Below are 18,380 nucleotides of genomic sequence, written 5' to 3'. Positions count from 1 at the left end.
TCGGGGAGGCGTGACCATCCGCTCACACGCGGGAGCATCCGCTCACACGCGCGAGCATCCGCTCACACGCGCGCGCGTCGCTCACGCAGCGCGCGCTGGAGCCTGCGCACGAGCGCGACGATGACGAACCCGAGTGCCACGAGAGCGACGACCGGGGCGAGGACTGCGAGCACCGTGAGCACCACCGCACCGATGTCTTCGAACGTGCTGGCGACGGCCGCGCCTGCCCCAGCCGTCAGCACGTTCACGACCGGGCGCGCGATGGCTTTGAGCGCATGGGGGATCAGCGCAACGCAGGCCCCGACGACGACGGGCCAGACGTCGGCGGAGGCGATGAATGCCGCGGGATCCGACACCGCGACGGTATCGCTGCCGCTCCCGGCGGCGAAGACCATTCCTCCGGAAGCCGGGCGGATGATGGTGTGGAGCACGTCATTGATCGAATCGAGAGCCGGAACCTTGTCGACGAGCATCTCGATCACGAGCAGGACGCCGAGGATGCCCAAAGACCATTCGTTCTCGATCCAGCTCCAGCCGGTCGGAAGGCTCACCCACTCCGTGAACCTGGAGAGCAGGCCCAAGCCCAGCAGCGGAACGTACGCGTTGAGGCCCGCCGACGCCGCGAGCACGACCCCGGTGATGATTTCGAGCATGGTTCCCTCCCGTGAGCCAGCCTACGTCGCCGGCGGATAAGCTGACAGCATGCGATTGATCGGGTTGACGGGCGGGATCGCCGCAGGGAAATCAACGATCGGACGGCGGCTCGCCCAGCACGGCGCGATTCGCATCGATGCCGACGATATCGCTCGTGACGCCGTTGCCCCCGGGTCGCCGGGTCTCGCGCGCGTCGTGCAACGATTCGGCTCGGGGGTGCTGCGTGCCGATGCAACGCTGGACCGCGCTGCGCTCGGAGCCCGCGTGTTCGGCGATGCGGCCGCCTTGGGTGAGCTCAATGCGATCGTCCATCCCGAAGTGCGGCGACTCTTCCGCGAGCGCGTCGAACGCGCGCGCGCGGAGGACCCCGACGCGATCGTCGTGTACGAGGTGCCGCTCCTCGTCGAGACGGCGGCGCGCGACGAACCGTGGGACCACATCGTCGTCGCTGAAGCCGATGCCGACACCCGCATCGCGCGCATGATGAGCTTGCGCGGCATGAGCGAGGATGCGGCGCGCCAGCGCATATCGCAGCAGGCGAGCGACGAGGAACGCCGGGCCGTGGCCGACGCGGTGATCGATACCTCTGGGACTGAGGCCGAAACGCTGGAGCAAGCAGACCGGCTGTGGCGCCAGCTGCTCAGCCTCGGCTGAACTCCGACACCCAGTCGAGCTGCAGCTGCGCGACGAACGCGATCGTCGCGAAGCAGACGAGGATGACCACCCAGCTCCACGCGTAGCAGCGCCCGAGCACGCGCTGCGCGTTCGGCGATACTGGAATGTCTCCGACCGCGTACGGGCGGAACAGCGTGATCCAGAACAGCGGGATGGTCGCGGTCCAGACGACCATGCACCAGGGGCACAGCGTTCCGAGCATGAACACGCTCTGCACGACGAGCCAGCTGACGAGCGCGAACCCGCCCAGCAAGCCGATCTGATACGTCACCCAGAACCAGGGCGCGAATCGAGCGCCCGCCAGGAGAGCCACGCCGACGGCGATCGGCGCGACGAAGGCTGCGACACCGATGATCGTGTTGCTGAAGCCGAGGAGCGCACCTTGCCAGGACGCCATGTTCGGCCCGCAGGTGACCAGGATGCTCACCGAGCAGTTCGGAACGTAATCCGGGTTCTGCAGCGTCTTGATGTACTCCGTGAGGAGCTCGAACGATGCGAACCATCCGATGACTCCGGCGACGATCGTGAAGATTGCGAAGGCGACGGAGCGCGACGGGGCGCGGAGCTCTGAACTCATGGCGCGATCCTACTGCGCCCAGCTGCGAGTTCTTTCCTCAGGCCCCTTGCGGACACCGTCGTGACATAATGGTGTCGGTGAGAGGCGCCGCACGGCGAATCTCACGCACAGTCTTTTGAAGGTCGAAGGCCTTCACCGGTCGATGAACGACCGAGCGCGAGCGAACCCGCTCGCGGAGAACAGGATTCGCGGGTCATACCGCACGATGAGCAACCTCTGGGGAATGCGCATTCTCCCGGGGCAGAGGAGACACCAGGAATGGTGAAGAACACAGCAACCGAACAGCACGACAACCCGGGCGAAGAGCCCTCGCAGGAGCAGGAGCTTCCCGCGGCGGTGGAGGCGCACGCAGGCTCCACCGAGGCAGCGGAGGCGGAGCGGCCGCTCGCCGAGTCGCCGCCCCTGATCCTGCCGTTCGCAGAGATGACGCCTGAGGAGCGGTTCAGGGCGACGACCAGGTTGCTCTTCCTCGCACCGGACGTGCCGCCGATCGCCCCCCGCCCCAGGCGCGTGGAGTTCCGGCCGACCGAACTGCGTCAGCTCGACGACCTGCTGGACGAGCGCTTCTCACGCGATGAGGCGGGGGACGAGCGGGAAGCAGGCTCGTCCCAGCGGCGCAATCGTCGGCGCACGTCGAGCGATGCCCCGGCGGCGCCGGAAGAGGACGCGCCGCGCCGCCAGCCTCGGCAGGCGCCGGTCATCACCGAGCCGCAGAAGGTCAAGGGCTCGACCCGCCTCGAAGCGAAGAAGCAGCGGCGGCGCGACGGGCGCGACGCCGGTCGACGCCGCGTGGTCATCACCGAGTCCGAGTTCCTCGCGCGGCGTGAATCGGTCGATCGCGAGATGATCGTTCGCACGACCTCCGATCGCGTGCAGATCGGCGTGCTCGAAGACAAGGTGCTCGTTGAGCACTACGTCGCGCGATCCAGCGAGAACTCCCTCATCGGCAACGTGTATCTCGGCCGGGTGCAGAACGTGCTTCCGAGTATGGAAGCGGCCTTCGTCGACATCGGCCGTGGCCGCAACGCGGTGCTCTACTCGGGCGAGGTCGACTGGTCAGAGTTCGAGGGCGGAAATACGGCCCGGCGAATCGAGAACGCGTTGAAGCCCGGCGATCAGGTGCTCGTGCAGGTCACGAAGGATCCGGTGGGGCACAAGGGCGCGAGGCTCACGAGTCAGATCTCCCTTCCAGGCCGGTTCCTCGTGTACGTGCCCGGTGGAGCCATGAACGGAATCTCCCGGAAGCTTCCGGATACCGAGCGTGCTCGACTCAAGAAGATTCTCAAAGCGGTGCTGCCCGACGGGGCCGGCGTGATCGTGCGCACCGCCGCGGAGGGCGCGAGCGAGGACCAGCTCACGCATGACGTGCAGCGCCTCACCCGTCAGTGGGAGTCGATTCAGAAGCGCGTCGAGAAGGGCGGCGGCCCGGTGCTGCTGCACTCCGAGCCGGACATGCTCATCAAGATCGTGCGCGATGTCTTCAACGAAGACTTCCACCGGCTGACGATCTCGGGCGCCGAGACGTACGCGACGATCGAGAACTACCTCTCGCAGGTCGCCCCGGATCTGCTCGAGCGCGTCGAGCAGTACCAGGCAGAGCGCGACATCTTCGACGAGTACCGTGTCACGGAGCAGATCGCGAAGGCGCTCGACCGGAAGGTCTGGCTTCCGTCCGGCGGATCACTCGTGATCGACCGCACCGAGGCGATGACGGTCGTCGACGTGAACACCGGAAAGTTCGTCGGCTCCGGCGGCAACCTCGAAGAGACCGTGACCAAGAACAACCTCGAGGCCGCCGAGGAGATCGTGCGCCAGCTGCGACTGCGCGACATCGGCGGCATCATCGTCGTCGACTTCATCGACATGGTGCTCGAGTCGAATCGCGATCTCGTGCTCCGTCGCATGGTGGAGTGCCTCAGCCGTGATCGGACGAAGCATCAGGTCGCCGAGGTCACCTCGCTCGGGCTCGTGCAGATGACCCGCAAGAAACTCGGCCTCGGGCTGCTCGAGTCGTTCAGCGAGCCCTGCGACGTCTGCGCCGGCCGCGGAGTCATCGTGCATCACGAGCCGGTGAGCAAGCACCGGAGCGAGGCGCCTGCGCGCGGATCGAAGCGCGGCCGAGGGCAGCAGCAGCACCCGCAGCCACAGCAGCAGCATCAGCAGGCCGAGGCGAAGTCGCACACGCACGCCATCACCGATGGCGCGAAGAACATGCTGGCTCAGGTCGCCGCCTCGACGCTGCAGGCGGCGAAGGAGTCGGAGCACGAGGATCTCGCGCGAGCCCTGCAGGGTGCAGCGCAGACCGGCGCGCCCGCCCGCGATGATCGATCGCCAGAGGATCGACCGCAGGGGGCCCGGTCGCACGGTCCGGAGACGCCACGGGCCACGGGTCGGGCTCAGCTGGGCTCTGACCGGGCGCCGCGCTCGACGGAAGCGCGCAGGGATCGAGCGGAGCCGGTCGCCGACGCACTTCTCGACTCGGTGCTCGAAGCCCTTCCGGCGGCGCCGGCTGCCGGCAACGGACGCGCGCGCAATCGCCGAGTGTCAACGGCGCAGCTGCGCGGCGGCGTCGATGCTGGTCGCACGGAGGGAACCTCAGACGCCGGTGCGGAGTCTCCGGAGGCGCCGCCAGTCGATCCGAAGCAGGCCGCCCAGATGGCCCTCGCCGAGGCGCTCGACGCGACGGCGAAGCGCAAGGATTCGGGTCGCTCATGACACGCGGGGGCGCCTATTTGACCAAAATCGGTGCTTCGAGATAATATTGACCGTTGGTGCCACTCCTCGGGGTGGCAAACACAAGCTTCGATCGCGGCGGCGCTGCGGTTCGACACGCAAGGCGATCCTCGAGAAAAGGGTATGAAGTGGTTTACGCAGTAGTGCGCACAAGCGGACGTCAGGAAAAGGTCGAGGTCGGCTCGATCATCACCGTCAACCGTGTTTCGGGCGACTCCACGGGCAAGCTTCAGCTTCCCGCGGTGCTCCTCGTCGACGGCGACCAGGTGACGACGGACGCGGCCGAGCTGGCCAAGGTCACGGTAACCGCAGAGGTGCTCAACGACCTCCGCGGCCCGAAGATCGTGATTCAGCGATACAAGAACAAGACCGGTTACAAGAGCCGCCAGGGGCACCGTCAGGATCTGACGCGCCTCAAGGTCACCGGCATCAAGTAATCGCTTCGACTACGATTCAAGGAGTAGAGACTCATGGCACATAAGAAGGGCGCCAGCTCCACCCGCAACGGCCGCGACTCGAACGCGCAGCGCCTCGGCGTCAAGCGCTTCGGCGGCCAGCAGGTGAACGCCGGCGAGATCATCGTCCGTCAGCGCGGAACCCACTTCCACCCCGGCGCCAACGTCGGCCGTGGCGGAGACGACACGCTGTTCGCCCTCGCGGCGGGCGCAGTCGAGTTCGGTGCGAAGGGCGGCCGCAAGGTCGTCAACATCGTGGCCGCAGCCTAACTTCAGGCATTCAACGGCGAGGCGGGCTTCGGCTCGCCTTTTGCCGTATCTAGGGGCAGGAAAACAGTAATGGTCACCTTTGTCGATCAGGTGCAAGTGCACGTCCAGTCAGGTCGCGGCGGAAACGGCTGCGTGTCGATCCGCCGCGAGAAGTTCAAGCCGCTCGCGGGTCCAGATGGTGGAGCCGGCGGGCATGGCGGAGACGTCGTGCTGGTCGCCGATCCTCAGGTGACCACCCTGCTCGACTACCATCGGCGACCGCACCGCACCGCCGAGAACGGCGGATACGGCGCGGGCGACTATCGAGCCGGCACCAATGGCGCCGACCTCGTGCTCCCGGTGCCGGTCGGCACCGTGGTGAAAGACGAGGCGGGGGAGACCCTCATCGACCTCACCGAGCCCGGCACGCGGTTCATCGCGGCGAAGGGCGGTGTCGGCGGTCTGGGCAACCTCGCGCTCTCCAGCACGAAGCGCAAGGCCCCCGGGTTCGCGCTGCTGGGGACCGAAGGCTGGTCGGGCACGCTCACCCTCGAGCTCAAGACGATCGCCGACGTCGCCCTGGTCGGCTATCCGTCGGCCGGCAAGTCGAGCCTGATCGCCGCTATGAGTGCTGCGAAGCCGAAGATCGCCGATTACCCGTTCACGACGCTGCACCCGAATCTCGGTGTCGTGCAGGTCGCCGATCACCGCTTCACGGTAGCCGACGTGCCGGGTCTCATCGAGGGCGCGAGCGAGGGGAAGGGCCTCGGGCTCGACTTCCTGCGTCACGTCGAGCGGTGCAGTGCGCTGCTGCACGTGCTCGACTGCGCGACGTTGGAGCCGGGGCGCGATCCGCTCTCGGATCTCGAGGTCATCAAGAACGAGCTCGCCGCATACCCCGTGCCCGAGGGTCAGACCCCGTTGCTCGATCGGCCGCAGCTCATCGCACTCAACAAGATCGACGTGCCAGAGGGGCGCGAGCTCGCCGAGTTCGTGCGACCGGAGCTCGAGGCGCAAGGCTACCGGGTCTTCCAGATCTCCACCGTGTCGCACGAAGGGCTTCGTGAGCTCGGCTTCGCGCTCGCCGAGCTCGTCGAGACCGAGCGGCAGCGGCGCATCGACGAAGCGCCCGTGCAGGAACGCATCGTCCTGCAGCCGAAGGCCGTCGACGACGGCGGGTTCCGCGTCGTGCCCGAGGGGGGCAGCTACGGAACGATCTACCGCATTCTGGGCGCGAAGCCGGAGCGCTGGGTGGCCCAGACCGACTTCAAGAACGACGAGGCCGTGGGATATCTGGCTGACCGGTTGCAGAAGATCGGCATCGAAGACGCGCTGGTGAAGGCCGGGGCGGTCGCTGGGTCGACTGTGGTGATCGGCCCCGGATCGGGAGTCGTCTTCGACTGGGAGCCCACGATGACGAGCGCCGCAGAGGTGCAGATGGGCGCTCGCGGCACCGACCTCCGCGTCGACCAGAACGGACGGCGCACCAACCAGGAGCGTCGCGTCGACTACCACGGCCTCATGGATGCGAAGGCCGAAGCGCGCGCCGAGCTGGAGCGCGAGCGGAAAGCGGGGCTCTGGGAGGATCGGGCGTGACGCACGGCGACGAATTGCTCTCGGCCCGCAGAGTCGTCGTGAAAGTCGGCTCGTCCTCGGTGAGCGGGGCGAACGCCGCTCAGATCCCCGAACTCGTCGCCTCGCTGGCACGCCTGCACGCAGCGGGCGCGCAGGTGATCCTCGTATCCAGTGGCGCGATCGCGACGGGAGTGCCGTTTCTGCGCCTCGAGGAGCGCCCTGATGACCTCGCAACCCAGCAGGCGGCTGCAGCCGTCGGGCAGAACATTCTGGTCAACCGGTACCAGCGGGCCCTGACGACGCACGAGATCATCGCCGGGCAGGTGCTGCTCACGGCGCAGGACATCGAGAATCCCACGCACCGCGACAACGCTCGACGAGCCATCGAACGGTTGCTGCAGCTCGGCATTCTGCCGATCATCAACGAGAACGACACCGTCGCGACGCATGAGATCCGTTTCGGCGACAACGATCGTCTCGCCGCGCTCGTCGCACGCCTCGTGGACGCCGACCGGCTCGTGCTGCTCTCCGACGTCGATGCGCTCTACACGGCGCCCCCGATGATGGCCGGCGCTCAGCGCATCGCAGCGGTGGCCTATGGCGACCCGTTGGAGGGGATCGAGATCGGCGAGAGCCAGTCGGGTTGGGGCACCGGGGGAGCCGCGACGAAAGTGCAGGCGGCCCGTTTGGCGGCCGACGCCGGCGCCACCGTCCTCCTCACTGAGACACGGCTGTTGGCCGCGGTGCTCGACGGGGCGGATCACGGAACTCGCTTCGCCGCTCGACCCTGAGCCGTCTCGCCTGAGCTGGCTCGCCTGAGCTGGCTCGCCTGAGTTCGCTCGCCTCAGCGCCGCTCAGCCCTGAGCGGCGCGATAAGCTGTGTGCCATGTCTGCTGCCGATGCTTTCGTCGAACGGCTCGAGCGCGCCCGTAGCGGCGCTCGAACGCTCGCCGCTGCGACCACTGATTCGAAGAACGCTGCGCTCGAGGCGATCGCCGTCGGGCTCGAGAACGCAGTTCCCGAGATCGTCGCCGCGAATGCTCAGGATCTCGCCAGGGGCGAGGGGAACGGCATCGGCGCCGGCCTGCTCGACCGTCTGCGGCTCGACGAGGCACGAGTGCGTGCGCTGGCCGCCGCGGTTCGAGAACTCATCTCACTGCCGGACCCCGTCGGGCAGGTGGTGCGCGGCAGCACGCTGGCGAACGGAATCGCGATCAGCCAGGTGCGGGTGCCGTTCGGCGTGATCGGTGCGATCTACGAGGCCCGCCCCAACGTGACGATCGACATCGCCGCCCTGGCCGTGAAGAGCGGAAACGGCGTCGTGCTCCGCGGCGGCAGCGCCGCGGAGCACACGAATGCCGAGCTCGTGGCCTTGATCCAGAGCGCTGTGACGAGCGCGGGGCTGGACGGCCGAGCCGTGCAGACCATCGATCCGTTCGGCCGCGAGGGCGCCGGGAAGCTGATGCGCGCGCGAGGCTACGTCGACGTGCTCATTCCGCGCGGGAGCGCAGCACTCATCTCGACCGTGGTGAACGAATCGACCGTCCCCGTGATCGAGACCGGATCCGGCGTCGTGCACGTCTTCGTGGACGAGACCGCCGACGACGACATGGCGGTCGAGATCGCGCTCAACGCGAAGACGCACCGGCCGAGCGTCTGCAACGCGGCGGAGACGCTCCTCGTGCACCGCGGCGCAGCCGACCGTCTGCTCGAGCGGCTCTCAGAGTCACTGCTCGCCGCGAATGTGACACTGTACGGCGATACGGCGGTCACGCAGCGCGTGCCGGGCGTCTCGCCGGCGAGCGACGAGACCTGGGGCACGGAGCACTTGGCGCTCGAGATGGGCATCAAGGTGGTCGATTCGCTGGACGAGGCGCTGCTGCACATCCAGCGCTACTCGACTCGCCACACGGAGGCGATCGTCACACGCGACTACGCGAATGCCGAGCGATTCCTGTCAGAGGTCGATTCCGCCGTCGTCATGGTCAACGCTTCGACGCGTTTCACGGACGGTGGCGAGTTCGGCTTCGGCGCCGAGGTGGGCATCTCGACGCAGAAGCTGCACGCGCGCGGACCCATGGGCCTTCCGGAGCTCACCAGCACGAAATGGTTGGTGCGCGGCGCTGGCCAGATCCGCTGACGCCACCCGCTAGACTGGTTCGGTACCACCCACCGTAACGAATGCAGGGGACCACCAATGTCACTTCTTGCCACGATCGCAGCTGCCGCCGAAGAGGGGCACCACATCGTCAATGAGCTGCCGTTCCCGGCTGTCGTCTTCGGCGTCATCGTCTTCGCTGCGTTCGTCGCGATCGCGGCCGTCACCTTCTCGTTCCGCGATGTCGCCAACCGTCACGCGGCGAAGGCAGAGGCGTACGCTCGCGAGCACGGCTCGGCAACGCACCACTAGAAGAGCGCACCGACCGTGCCACACACACGTCGGATCGGGGTGATGGGCGGCACGTTCGATCCCATTCATCACGGTCACCTCGTGGCTGCCAGTGAGGTAGCTCAGAGCTTCGACCTCGACGAAGTGCTCTTCGTGCCGACGGGCCAGCCCTGGCAGAAGCAGAACGTCTCAGCGAGCGAACACCGGTACTTGATGACGGTGATCGCGACGGCGTCGAATCCGCGATTCACCGTCAGCCGGGTCGATGTGGATCGCGCGGGGCCGACCTACACGGTCGATACCCTGAGAGATCTGCACGAGCAGCATCCCGATGCCGAACTGTTCTTCATCTCGGGCGCGGACGCCGTCGAGCAGATCCTCGGCTGGAAGGATGTCGAGCACCTCTGGGATTACGCTCATTTCATCGCCGTCTCGCGCCCCGGTCACGACCTCTCGCTTTCGGGATTATCGGAGGAACACGTAAGCTTGTTGGAAGTTCCCGCGCTGGCGATCTCGTCGACGGACTGCCGGGCACGAGTCGCCCGAGGTTATCCGGTGTGGTACCTCGTCCCTGACGGTGTGGTGCAGTACATTGCGAAGCACGGGCTATACACCGAGGAAGCGACAGAGTGATGAGCGAGCAGGACGAACAACGACCGCTGACCCGGCGTGAGCGGCGCATGCGCGACCTTGAGGAGACCGGCGCCATGGATCTCTCCGAGATCGGCGCCGGGAGCAGCGACGCTCCGAGCCCTCCGGTCAGTGCTGCGCGACCGGCTGCGGGAGCGGACATCGAGATCTCACCCTTCCATCCGGATGGGACCCCTCGGAGCCGACGCGAGATGCGTCAGTTGCGCGAGGAGGCGCTCGCGGCCCTCGGTCACCCCGTCGGTGAGGATGGGTCTGGCGCCGAAGCGCCGGCTGCTGGTGAGGACGATCCGTCTGCTGGCGGGGCTCCGGTTGCTGGAGAGGTTCCCACTGCAGAAGACGCAGCTGTTACTGTACCCGTTGCTGATGACGCTCTCGTCGCGGATGATGCCCCCGTCGCCGATGAAGTCCCGGTCGCGGATGATGCCCCCGTCGTCGAGCAAGCCGTCGTCGTGGACGAGGCTCAGATCGTCGACCAGGCAGCGGAATCGGACGAGCCAGCTGTGATTGCCTCCGTGGTGGAAGACGAGAGCGTGGTCGAGCCTGCCGACGAGAGCGGCGCTGCAAGCGAATCGGGCGACCCCGAGGTCGTCGTGGCGGAACCGGCAGCTGGAGAGCCCGACTTCGACACACTGATGTCGCCACCGACGGAGCCCTTCACTGTCGAAGAGCTGCGCGAGGCGGAGTCGGCGGAGAAGATCGACGCCGAGGAAGCGGCGACGGAGGGCCAGTCCTCCGATGCTGGCGCGCCCGTGGTCGACGCGGCAGCGGTCGCTGGTGCGTCGGACGCCCCGGTCGACGCACCGGCTGCTGAGGACTCGGCCGATGCGGCTCCCGCGAAGTCGAAGCGGCGGTTCCCGTGGCAGCGCTCGAAGCAGGCTAGTCAGCCCGCCGAGGACCCGGATCAGAGGGCCCCCGAGGCGACAGAGGAGACGGAGTCCGACACCGCCGCTGCGCGCGAAGCAGAAGCAGCGGCTGACGAGAGCGTTGACCAGCCGACGAGTGAGCGCCCGGAGGACGCGCCGTCGGCCTCGGCCTCCGATGCCGAGCCCGTTCTGGCTGAGATCATCGCCGAAGAGGAGCCGGCGGCAGAGGCCGAGCCCGAGACGACGGTTCTCGATGCCGCGCGCCCGACGCCTCCCGCTGAAGTCCCAGAAGATCTTCCTTCGGCGTCGCCGCAGACGGTCGCGTTTCCGGCGCAGCAGAGCGATGAGGCGCCGCTCGCCGGCGCCGCAAGTGCGAGCGCTGCCGCGACGGACGGGTCCGACCGCAGTAACGGCGCGAATCCGCAGGAGCGTGAGAGCTATTCGTTCCCCGACATCGCCCCTCCGGAGGAGTGGCGCTCGGTGTTCGATGACCCGTCGGGGCGGAAGTTCCAGAACGAGTCGGAGCAGAATCCCGAGAGCGGAGACTTCGACGATCTGATCTCGCGTGCAGTCGCCCAGGAGGGGTCGACTGGCGGGACGGGGACGTCCGCGCTGATCCTGCCGACGATGCCGGAAGACACGGGTGGGTTGACTGGGCCGCTCGGTGCGACTGGCGATCTCTACGTCACCGGTTCTCTGAAGCTCCCGAAGTCACTGGGCGAAACCGGTGGGCATTCGGCGCTGCACGATTCGATCGAGATGGACCCGATCACCGGCGACCAGGTGCCGCCCCGCGACGAGGCGAACGAGGGGCCGGCCCCGGTGTCTGCGCGTCACGCTGTGAGCGCTCGGGTCGATTCCAGTATTCCGGTCGTGGCGAAGCCGACCCGGGAGAAGAGCAAACTGCCGCTCGTGCTCTCACTGACGGGCGGAGGGCTGCTCATCGTGGTGGTCGGACTGGGCGCCTGGGGCGCGAGCAACGGATTCTTCGGTTGACCGACCGAAGCTCGAACATGTTGAACGAAGGACACGAACTGAACGCTGCAACTGAGACACGAGATGTGCGATCCGACCTGAACCTCGCCGTAGTGGCGGCCGACGAGAAGGGAGCCACGGCGCAGGTCGCTCTCGAAGTGACGGAGCAGTTCGGCCTCGCCGATGTGTTCCTCATCGTGACCGGCTCCGTCGAGCGCAACGTGCAGGCCATCTCCGACGGTATCGAGGATGCGCTGAACGGAGCAGGCGTGCGCACGGTTCGCCGTGAGGGCCGTGAGAGCGGCCGGTGGATCCTGCTCGACTTCGGCGACCTGATCGTGCATGTCTTCCACCAGGAGGAGCGCGACTTCTACCAGCTCGAAAAGCTCTGGCAGGACTGCCCCACGATCGATACGACGGAGTTCATTCCTGCGGTTCCGCAGGGGCACGCCGACAGCTGAGAATGACGCGCCCGAGATCCCTCGATTTGGCTCTCACGTGTCCGGGTGATGTACAGTAGAAGAGTTGTCGGGCGAGCATTCGCTCGACTTCCCTGGGTCTATGGCGCAGCTGGTAGCGCACCTGCATGGCATGCAGGGGGTCAGGGGTTCGAGTCCCCTTAGATCCACCACAGGAGAGAACGGCCCCGCTTCGGCGGGGCCGTTCTGCTGTCGGTGCGGGCAACTACAGTGGGTGCTGTGCGCTCGGCGAGCCGCGCACCGAGGAGACCCATGCATACGCCCGTTCCCGAATACCTGCAGGAAGTACTCGACGGCCTGAGCGGGCATGTCGACGGGGCGGTGGCCGATTACATCCCCGAACTCGCAGCGGCTGATCCGGATCGCTTCGGCATTGCGCTGATGACGACGAGCGGTCGAATCCACGCCGCCGGGGACGCGGATGCGGAGTTCTCCATCCAGTCCGTATCGAAGCCGTTCATCTACGCTGCAGCGATCATGGATCGCGGCCTGCCGCGGGTACTGCGCTCGGTGGGTGTCGAGCCCTCGGGAGAGGCGTTCGACGAACTCTCCCTCGAGCAGGGGTCGCATCGGCCCCGGAACCCCATGATCAACGCCGGTGCGATCACCGCCCACCAGCTTCTGGTCGGCGAGGTTGCCACGAGCGCGCAGCGCACGGACCGTGCGCGGGCGTTCCTCTCCGTCCTGGCCGATCGTGAATTGCGCATCGACGAGGCGGTCATGCAGTCCGAGCTCGAAACGGCCGACCGCAACCTGGCACTCGCGCACCTGCTCCGCAACTACGGCATCTTCTCGACGTCCGCTCATGACGCCGTGGCGGGATACACGGCGCAGTGCTCCATCATGGTGACGGCGCGCGATCTCGCCGTGATGGGCGCGTGTCTCGCGAATGACGGCGTGCAGCCGCACACCGGCAACCGGGTGGTGCCCAGTGATGTCGCGCGCCAGACGCTCTCGGTGATGGCGGCGGCGGGAATGTACGACGCTTCTGGCACGTGGTTCTCGGAGGTCGGGATTCCGGCGAAGAGCGGGGTCTCGGGAGGCATGCTCGGCGTGTTGCCCGGACAGCTCGGCATCGGGCTCTTCTCTCCACGCCTGGACGAGCACGGGAACAGTGCGCGAGGAGTTGAGGCCTTTCGCCGGCTTTCCTCGGACATGAACCTGCATCTCATGACAGCCGGCCCGGTCGGGTCAGCCCCGATCCGCACGATCGAACGGAGCGATGACCGCATCACCGTGGTGCTGCAGGGAGCCATCCAATTCGCAGGGGCTGAGGCCGTGCTCGATCGCCTGCAGTCGATCGAACCGGGCTCGACGCTCGTCCTGTTCGATGTGAGCCGGGTCGATCGGTTTCTCGACGTCGGCCGTCGGATGACGCTCGAAGGCATGCGTCGGCTGCGTCTCGACGGACACCGTGTTGCGCTCCACGATCCCGACGGGCTCCTGCCCGGACCGGATATGGGCGATGGGCACGTCCCCGAGTCGTGGCCGGTTCCGACGCCCCAGCGGTCATAGCCCGGCAGCCGACCCTGAGGCGGTCGCCGAGGCCGGGGCGCGCCGCGCGGGCCGGCGTCGTCGCCCCGCACCGCGCACGAGCAGGCCGTGCGTCGGACTGAACAGGTAGGCGAGGGCGAACGCGCTGCCCTGGACGAGGATCACCAGGCCTCCGGAGGCGGCATCCATCCAGTAGCTCAGCAGGATGCCCGTCACGGAGCAGATGGCCGACAGCACCGGCGCGATGATCAGCATCCGGTGGAACCGGTTGGTCAGCAAGTACGCGGTCGCTCCCGGAATGATGAGCATTGCGACGACGAGGATCACGCCGACCACCTGGAGCGCGACCACGGAGGTCAGCGCGAGCAGTCCCAGCAGGAGCGCTCCGAGGAAGCGCGGGCTGAGCCCGATGGCGTGAGCATGCGTCGGATCGAAGGCGTACAGAGTCAGGTCGCGGCGCTTCACCATGAGCACGGCGAATGCGATGGCGGCGAGGGCGGCGATCTGCAGCAGGTCGGCATCGGACACGCCGAGGATGTTCCCGAAGACAATGTGAGTGAGATCGGTCTGACTCGGGGTCACGGAGATGAGCACGAGGCCGAGAGCGAACAGGGTGGTGAACACGATGCCGATTGCGGCGTCCTCTTTCACACGGCTCGTATCGCGAATCGCTCCGATGAGTGCGACGGCGAGGAATCCGAAGATGAGGGCCCCGAGAGCGAATGGGGCGCCGACCAGGTAGGCGAGGACGACGCCCGGCAGAACGGCGTGCGATACCGCGTCGCCCATGAGCGACCAGCCGGTGAGCACGAGCCAGCACGAGAGGAGCGCGCAGACGACCGCGGCGATCGTGGTCGTCATGATGGCGCGCACCATGAACTCGTACTGCAGCGGTTCGAGGATGAAATCGATCGGGGTCACAGCGTCTCTCCCGTCTCTCTCGCGTCACGAGCGTCCAGCCCGAAGGCGTGCGCCAAGCGCTCCGGCATCAGAGCCTCCTCGACGGAACCGTGGAACAGCACGCGTCGCAGCAGCAGGGCTGCCTCGTCGGCGAGGTCGGGCAGGGCGTGGAGGTCGTGCGTCGAGACGAGTACGGTGCGGCCGGCGGCTGCGAGCTCGCGGAGGAGGCGCACGATCATCGCCTCACTGCGCTGATCCACGCCGGCGAACGGTTCGTCGAGGAGGAGCAATTCGGAATCCTGCGCGATGCATCTCGCGACGAACGCTCGCTTCTTCTGGCCTCCGGAAAGCGCCCCGATCTGGCGATCGCCGAGTTCGGCCAGCTCCACGCGCGCGAGCGCCTGCTCGACGGCAGCGCGGTCCGCGGCGCGCGGGCGACGGGTCACCCCGAGCCTGCCGTAGCGCCCCATCATCACGACGTCGCGAACGGAGATGGGGAATGCCCAGTCGACGTCTTCGCTCTGCGGCACGTATGCGACGCGACCGCTGGACCGTGCGGCGGCGGGGGCCATGCCGTCGATGAGGACGCTGCCGAGCTCTGGGCGGACCGCGCCCATGATGGACTTGAAGAGCGTGGATTTCCCAGAGCCGTTCATCCCGATCAGCCCGGTCACGCGGCCCGCCGCGACTTCCAGCGAAGCGTCGTCGAGCGCCACGACATCGCCGTAGCGCACGGTCACATGCTCTACCGAGATGGACGTCTTCATGACGCTTCCTCCGATTCCCCGCTGAGCGCGGAGACGATCACATCGGTGTCGTGCGCGAGCAAGTCGAGGTAGGTCGGGACCGGTCCGTCGGGGTCGGAGAGCGAGTCGACGTAGAGCGTGCCTCCGAAGGCGGCCCCAGAGGACTCTGCGACCTGCCGCATCGGGCGATCCGATACCGTCGACTCGCAGAACACTGCGGGAACCTGGTGCTCGCGGACGAACTCGATCGTGTCGGCGATCTGTCGAGGCGTCGCCTGCTGCTCGGCATTCACCGGCCAGATGTACCGCTCGGTGAGTCCCGCATCGCGCGCCAGATATGAGAACGCCCCTTCGCAGGTGACGAGCGCGCGATGCGACTCGGGAAGCGCGTCGACGGCCTCGGTGAGCCGGTCATCGACCGCCTGGAGCTCGGAGCGGTAGGCTGCGCCCTGCGCCGCGAAGTCTTCGGCGTGCTCGGGGTCGAGCTCGCTGAAGGCGGCCACCATGCGATCGACGTAGATCTGCGCATTGCGCGGACTCATCCACGCGTGCGGATTCGGTTTCCCTGCGTACGCGTCGCCGGCGATGTCGATGGGATCGATGCCCTCGGATACCACGACGTGCGGTGCGTCGGCCTGCTCGACGAAGCGTTTGAACCAGGCCTCGAGACCGAGTCCGTTGTCGAGAATGAGGTCGGCCTCCGATGCCTTGGCGATGTCGAGCGGGGTGGGCTCATAGCCGTGGATCTCGGCGCCGACCTTGGTGATGGAGCGCACTTCCACGTGTTCGCCTCCCACGTTGCGGGCGATGTCGGCGAGCACGGTGAAGGTCGTGAGCACGACCGGTCGTTCTCCCGCGGCATCCGAGCTCGAGGGGTCGGCAGCCGCCGTCGCGCATCCCGTCGCGAGGAGCACGACGCCGATCAGTGAGCAGATTGCCCGAGCGCTTCGTCGTCTTGGTCTCGGATGCACGTACCGCCACCTCTCGTGTAGTCGAATCTGAAAGTTCGGCATGGCGAACTTTGATGCGATGCTAGCGGAATTCGACGTGTTTCGCGAGGCTCCCTCCCGCTCCGGCCGGGGGCGGCGGCGGGGTCGCGGATGCCGGCTGCTCGCTCCCGCGTCAGCGTATCCGGGCGCGTACACTGATCCGGGTGACCCTTCGTTCCCGACTTCCCGATCTCGGCCTGGTCGCACTCGGCGGTGCTCTCGGCTCGATCGCGCGGGTCGGCGTCTCGACGGCCATCGGCCCGGTCGACGCCACGGGCGGTTTTCCGCTCGCGACGCTCGTCGTGAACGTCTTCGGATCGTTCGCGCTCGGCGCGCTGATCGCGGGCACGACGGCGCGGGACGAGGTGCGTTGGCGGCGGCTGCGCCTGCTGCTCGGCACGGGTCTGCTCGGCGGCTTCACGACGTACAGTCTGCTCGCCGCAGACCTCGCGGCCTCGCTCCTGGACGAGCGATTCGGAATGGCGATGGGATACGCCTTCGCCACGGTGACCGGCGGTGCGATTGCGAGCGGGCTGGGAGTACTGCTCGGGCAACGGATCGCGAGGGCGCATACACGCCCCGTCGCATCGGAGGCGACCCGGTGAGCGACCTGTGGTCGGCCCTGAGCATCGCAGCCGGGGGCGGTGCCGGAGCCGTCATCCGCTATCTGGTGGACAGCGCTTTCCCTGCCGACCGCCGCGCGAGGTTCCCCTGGGGAATCCTGACGGTGAATCTCACTGGATCGTTCGCGATCGGGGTGGTGACCGGTCTCGCGCTGGAGCATCCGGCGGCCATGGCTGTCTCGGTCGGATTCCTCGGAGGCTATACGACATTCAGTACCGCGAGCGTCGACACCGTGCAGCTCCTCGCGCGTCGTCGCTACGGCGCCGCGATCGCGAACGGCATCGGCGCGCTCGGAGCGGCGACGGGGCTCGCGATCTGCGGTGTGCTGCTCGGGGCGGCGCTCGCGTGACGCACGGGGTTGGTCGGGGCAGGAGGATCGGAGCCCGCTCGCTGCCTCGCCCGGCGGTGGTCAGCGGACGCGCTGTGCGCTGAATCGCATGTCGGGATGTGCGTATGCCTCTTGGGCCTCGATGAGCTGCAGCTCGCGGGAACCAGCAGCGTACGTGCGCTCGAGCAACGCGAAGACACTCGCCGTCGTGCGCTCGAGCGCGTCGGCGCCATCGCCCGAGCGGCCGAAGTGGGCGGTGAAGAGCGCTGCGGTGACGTCTCCCGAGCCGTTGACCTTGAACGGGATGCGCGGCGTCTCGATGAGCCACGCGCCGGCATCGGTCACCGCGAGCATCTCGATCGCATCATCGGGCCGATCGGGGCGGTCGACGCTCGTCACCAGCACGGTGCTCGGGCCGGCGGCCCGAACGAGATCCACGGCGGCGAGCGTCGAATCCAACGTATCGGGTGAGGTGCCTGTGAGGAATCCGAGCTCGAACTGGTTCGGCGTGATGAGGTCTGCGCGCGGAACGACGCGGTCGCGGATGAGGTTCTGCACCTCGGGCGAGACGTGGCATCCCGATCGCGCATTGCCGAGCACCGGATCGCAGGCGTAGATCGCGTCGGGATTCGCCTCCTTGACGCGAGCTACCGCGTCGAGGATCGCGTCGCCGATGCTGTCGCCGCCCTGATAGCCGGACAGTACGGCGTCGACGTCGGAGAGTCCGCCCCGCTCTCCGATGCCGACGACGATTTCGCGGACGTCGTCTCCGGACATCATCGGGCCGCGCCACGATCCGTATCCCGTGTGATTCGAGAACATGACCGTGTATATCGGCATGACATCGACGCCGATGCGCTGCAGCGGGAACACTGCTGCGGAGTTCCCCACATGGCCGTACGAAACCGAGGACTGGATCGAGAGGATGCGCATGGCTTCGATCTTGCCAGTGGTCCGAGCAATGGACCAGTCTGCAAGGCCCGCGGCGGACCAGTTCGCTGCGCCCGATCAAGCCGGGCGCAGC

At 67.4% G+C, this 18,380-nt stretch carries 20 protein-coding genes and 1 tRNA gene; 15 read left to right on the top strand and 6 right to left on the bottom strand.

The window, feature by feature from the left end; all coding sequences use genetic code 11:
• Positions 1–62: 62 nt before the first annotated feature.
• Positions 63–653 carry a DUF4126 domain-containing protein gene (locus WFH23_RS07555; protein ID WP_336662094.1) on the bottom strand — a complete coding sequence of 197 codons (591 nt, stop codon included), beginning with the start codon at positions 651–653 and terminating at the stop codon, positions 63–65.
• A 49-nt stretch (positions 654–702) separates the two neighbouring features.
• Here WFH23_RS07555 and coaE point away from each other — a divergent pair, with 49 nt between their 5' ends.
• Positions 703–1,308: a dephospho-CoA kinase gene (gene coaE, locus WFH23_RS07550; RefSeq protein ID WP_336662093.1), complete on the top strand. Its 606-nt coding sequence runs from the start codon at positions 703–705 to the stop codon at positions 1,306–1,308.
• Here the strand turns inward: coaE and WFH23_RS07545 are convergent.
• Positions 1,295–1,906 carry a vitamin K epoxide reductase family protein gene (locus tag WFH23_RS07545; RefSeq protein WP_336662092.1) on the bottom strand — a complete coding sequence of 204 codons (612 nt, stop codon included), beginning with the start codon at positions 1,904–1,906 and terminating at the stop codon, positions 1,295–1,297. The two genes, coaE and WFH23_RS07545, sit on opposite strands and share 14 nt — an antisense overlap.
• 258 nt (positions 1,907–2,164) lie before the next feature.
• Between WFH23_RS07545 and WFH23_RS07540 the strand changes: the two genes are divergently transcribed.
• The 12 genes from WFH23_RS07540 to WFH23_RS07485 all read left to right on the top strand — a co-directional run bounded on the left by WFH23_RS07540 (position 2,165) and on the right by WFH23_RS07485 (position 13,790).
• Complete coding sequence (locus WFH23_RS07540; RefSeq protein WP_336662091.1) at positions 2,165–4,621, top strand: Rne/Rng family ribonuclease; 2,457 nt, start codon at positions 2,165–2,167, stop codon at positions 4,619–4,621.
• A 146-nt stretch (positions 4,622–4,767) separates the two neighbouring features.
• Complete coding sequence (gene rplU / locus WFH23_RS07535; RefSeq protein WP_090149206.1) at positions 4,768–5,076, top strand: 50S ribosomal protein L21; 309 nt, start codon at positions 4,768–4,770, stop codon at positions 5,074–5,076.
• A 33-nt stretch (positions 5,077–5,109) separates the two neighbouring features.
• The gene (gene rpmA, locus WFH23_RS07530) at positions 5,110–5,364 is read left to right on the top strand and encodes a 50S ribosomal protein L27 (RefSeq protein ID WP_010157307.1); all 255 of its coding nucleotides are present in this window, start codon (positions 5,110–5,112) and stop codon (positions 5,362–5,364) included.
• 69 nt (positions 5,365–5,433) lie between these two features.
• On the top strand, positions 5,434–6,939 hold the full coding sequence (gene obgE, locus WFH23_RS07525) for a GTPase ObgE (RefSeq protein WP_090149202.1): 1,506 nt from the start codon (positions 5,434–5,436) through the stop codon (positions 6,937–6,939).
• A complete protein-coding gene (gene proB / locus WFH23_RS07520) occupies positions 6,936–7,709 on the top strand; it encodes a glutamate 5-kinase (protein WP_090149197.1) in 774 nt (257 codons plus the stop codon). The genes obgE and proB overlap by 4 nt, the downstream gene beginning before the upstream one ends.
• A 95-nt stretch (positions 7,710–7,804) precedes the next feature.
• The gene (locus tag WFH23_RS07515) at positions 7,805–9,058 is read left to right on the top strand and encodes a glutamate-5-semialdehyde dehydrogenase (protein ID WP_336662090.1); all 1,254 of its coding nucleotides are present in this window, start codon (positions 7,805–7,807) and stop codon (positions 9,056–9,058) included.
• Positions 9,059–9,115: 57 nt separating this feature from the next.
• Complete coding sequence (locus WFH23_RS07510) at positions 9,116–9,328, top strand: hypothetical protein (RefSeq protein WP_090149188.1); 213 nt, start codon at positions 9,116–9,118, stop codon at positions 9,326–9,328.
• A gap of 15 nt (positions 9,329–9,343) precedes the next feature.
• Positions 9,344–9,940, top strand: a complete 597-nt coding sequence (gene nadD, locus WFH23_RS07505; RefSeq protein ID WP_336662089.1) for a nicotinate-nucleotide adenylyltransferase — start codon at positions 9,344–9,346, stop codon at positions 9,938–9,940.
• Positions 9,940–11,817 carry a hypothetical protein gene (locus WFH23_RS07500; protein WP_336662088.1) on the top strand — a complete coding sequence of 626 codons (1,878 nt, stop codon included), beginning with the start codon at positions 9,940–9,942 and terminating at the stop codon, positions 11,815–11,817. The genes nadD and WFH23_RS07500 overlap by 1 nt, the downstream gene beginning before the upstream one ends.
• Positions 11,818–11,882: 65 nt before the next feature.
• Positions 11,883–12,257 (top strand): ribosome silencing factor, encoded by a 375-nt coding sequence (gene rsfS / locus WFH23_RS07495; protein ID WP_336662087.1) that lies wholly within the window; start codon positions 11,883–11,885, stop codon positions 12,255–12,257.
• A gap of 94 nt (positions 12,258–12,351) precedes the next feature.
• Positions 12,352–12,427: transfer RNA gene (locus WFH23_RS07490), tRNA-Ala, on the top strand.
• Between the two features lie 100 nt (positions 12,428–12,527).
• A complete protein-coding gene (locus tag WFH23_RS07485; RefSeq protein WP_336662086.1) occupies positions 12,528–13,790 on the top strand; it encodes a glutaminase in 1,263 nt (420 codons plus the stop codon).
• Here the strand turns inward: WFH23_RS07485 and WFH23_RS07480 are convergent.
• Genes WFH23_RS07480 through WFH23_RS07470 form a run of 3 tightly spaced genes read right to left on the bottom strand, consistent with a single transcriptional unit; the run spans position 13,785 to position 16,428 of the window.
• Positions 13,785–14,690: a metal ABC transporter permease gene (locus WFH23_RS07480; RefSeq protein ID WP_336662085.1), complete on the bottom strand. Its 906-nt coding sequence runs from the start codon at positions 14,688–14,690 to the stop codon at positions 13,785–13,787. The two genes, WFH23_RS07485 and WFH23_RS07480, sit on opposite strands and share 6 nt — an antisense overlap.
• Positions 14,687–15,436 (bottom strand): metal ABC transporter ATP-binding protein, encoded by a 750-nt coding sequence (locus tag WFH23_RS07475; RefSeq protein WP_090149158.1) that lies wholly within the window; start codon positions 15,434–15,436, stop codon positions 14,687–14,689. Before WFH23_RS07475 ends, WFH23_RS07480 begins: the two co-directional genes overlap by 4 nt.
• Positions 15,433–16,428 (bottom strand): metal ABC transporter substrate-binding protein, encoded by a 996-nt coding sequence (locus WFH23_RS07470; RefSeq protein WP_442918715.1) that lies wholly within the window; start codon positions 16,426–16,428, stop codon positions 15,433–15,435. The genes WFH23_RS07475 and WFH23_RS07470 overlap by 4 nt, the downstream gene beginning before the upstream one ends.
• A 140-nt stretch (positions 16,429–16,568) precedes the next feature.
• Between WFH23_RS07470 and WFH23_RS07465 the strand changes: the two genes are divergently transcribed.
• Both WFH23_RS07465 and crcB read left to right on the top strand, forming a co-directional pair.
• Positions 16,569–17,009, top strand: a complete 441-nt coding sequence (locus tag WFH23_RS07465; protein WP_336662083.1) for a fluoride efflux transporter FluC — start codon at positions 16,569–16,571, stop codon at positions 17,007–17,009.
• Positions 17,006–17,377 (top strand): fluoride efflux transporter CrcB, encoded by a 372-nt coding sequence (crcB, locus tag WFH23_RS07460; protein WP_336662082.1) that lies wholly within the window; start codon positions 17,006–17,008, stop codon positions 17,375–17,377. Before WFH23_RS07465 ends, crcB begins: the two co-directional genes overlap by 4 nt.
• Positions 17,378–17,437: 60 nt before the next feature.
• Here the strand turns inward: crcB and pdxY are convergent, their stop codons facing one another.
• Positions 17,438–18,289, bottom strand: a complete 852-nt coding sequence (pdxY, locus tag WFH23_RS07455) for a pyridoxal kinase PdxY (protein ID WP_200328743.1) — start codon at positions 18,287–18,289, stop codon at positions 17,438–17,440.
• Between the last annotated feature and the right edge of the window lie 91 nt (positions 18,290–18,380).

This window comes from Leucobacter sp. USHLN154 (genome assembly GCF_037145595.1).
Lineage (GTDB): Bacteria > Actinomycetota > Actinomycetes > Actinomycetales > Microbacteriaceae > Leucobacter > Leucobacter alluvii.
Note: the sequence above shows the minus strand (reverse complement) of the source record. Positions and strands in the feature narration are given on the sequence as shown.

What these genes read in the sequence shown, in the direction of transcription:
- WFH23_RS07555 (WP_336662094.1), bottom strand. Translation starts at nt 653, where the DNA reads ATGCTCGAAATCATCACCGGGGTCGTGCTCGCGGCGTCGGCGGGCCTC.
- coaE (WP_336662093.1), top strand. Translation starts at nt 703, where the DNA reads ATGCGATTGATCGGGTTGACGGGCGGGATCGCCGCAGGGAAATCAACG.
- WFH23_RS07545 (WP_336662092.1), bottom strand. Translation starts at nt 1,906, where the DNA reads ATGAGTTCAGAGCTCCGCGCCCCGTCGCGCTCCGTCGCCTTCGCAATC.
- WFH23_RS07540 (WP_336662091.1), top strand. Translation starts at nt 2,165, where the DNA reads ATGGTGAAGAACACAGCAACCGAACAGCACGACAACCCGGGCGAAGAG.
- rpmA (WP_010157307.1), top strand. Translation starts at nt 5,110, where the DNA reads ATGGCACATAAGAAGGGCGCCAGCTCCACCCGCAACGGCCGCGACTCG.
- obgE (WP_090149202.1), top strand. Translation starts at nt 5,434, where the DNA reads ATGGTCACCTTTGTCGATCAGGTGCAAGTGCACGTCCAGTCAGGTCGC.
- WFH23_RS07515 (WP_336662090.1), top strand. Translation starts at nt 7,805, where the DNA reads ATGTCTGCTGCCGATGCTTTCGTCGAACGGCTCGAGCGCGCCCGTAGC.
- WFH23_RS07510 (WP_090149188.1), top strand. Translation starts at nt 9,116, where the DNA reads ATGTCACTTCTTGCCACGATCGCAGCTGCCGCCGAAGAGGGGCACCAC.
- WFH23_RS07500 (WP_336662088.1), top strand. Translation starts at nt 9,940, where the DNA reads ATGAGCGAGCAGGACGAACAACGACCGCTGACCCGGCGTGAGCGGCGC.
- WFH23_RS07485 (WP_336662086.1), top strand. Translation starts at nt 12,528, where the DNA reads ATGCATACGCCCGTTCCCGAATACCTGCAGGAAGTACTCGACGGCCTG.
- WFH23_RS07475 (WP_090149158.1), bottom strand. Translation starts at nt 15,436, where the DNA reads ATGAAGACGTCCATCTCGGTAGAGCATGTGACCGTGCGCTACGGCGAT.
- WFH23_RS07470 (WP_442918715.1), bottom strand. Translation starts at nt 16,428, where the DNA reads ATGCCGAACTTTCAGATTCGACTACACGAGAGGTGGCGGTACGTGCAT.
- pdxY (WP_200328743.1), bottom strand. Translation starts at nt 18,289, where the DNA reads ATGCGCATCCTCTCGATCCAGTCCTCGGTTTCGTACGGCCATGTGGGG.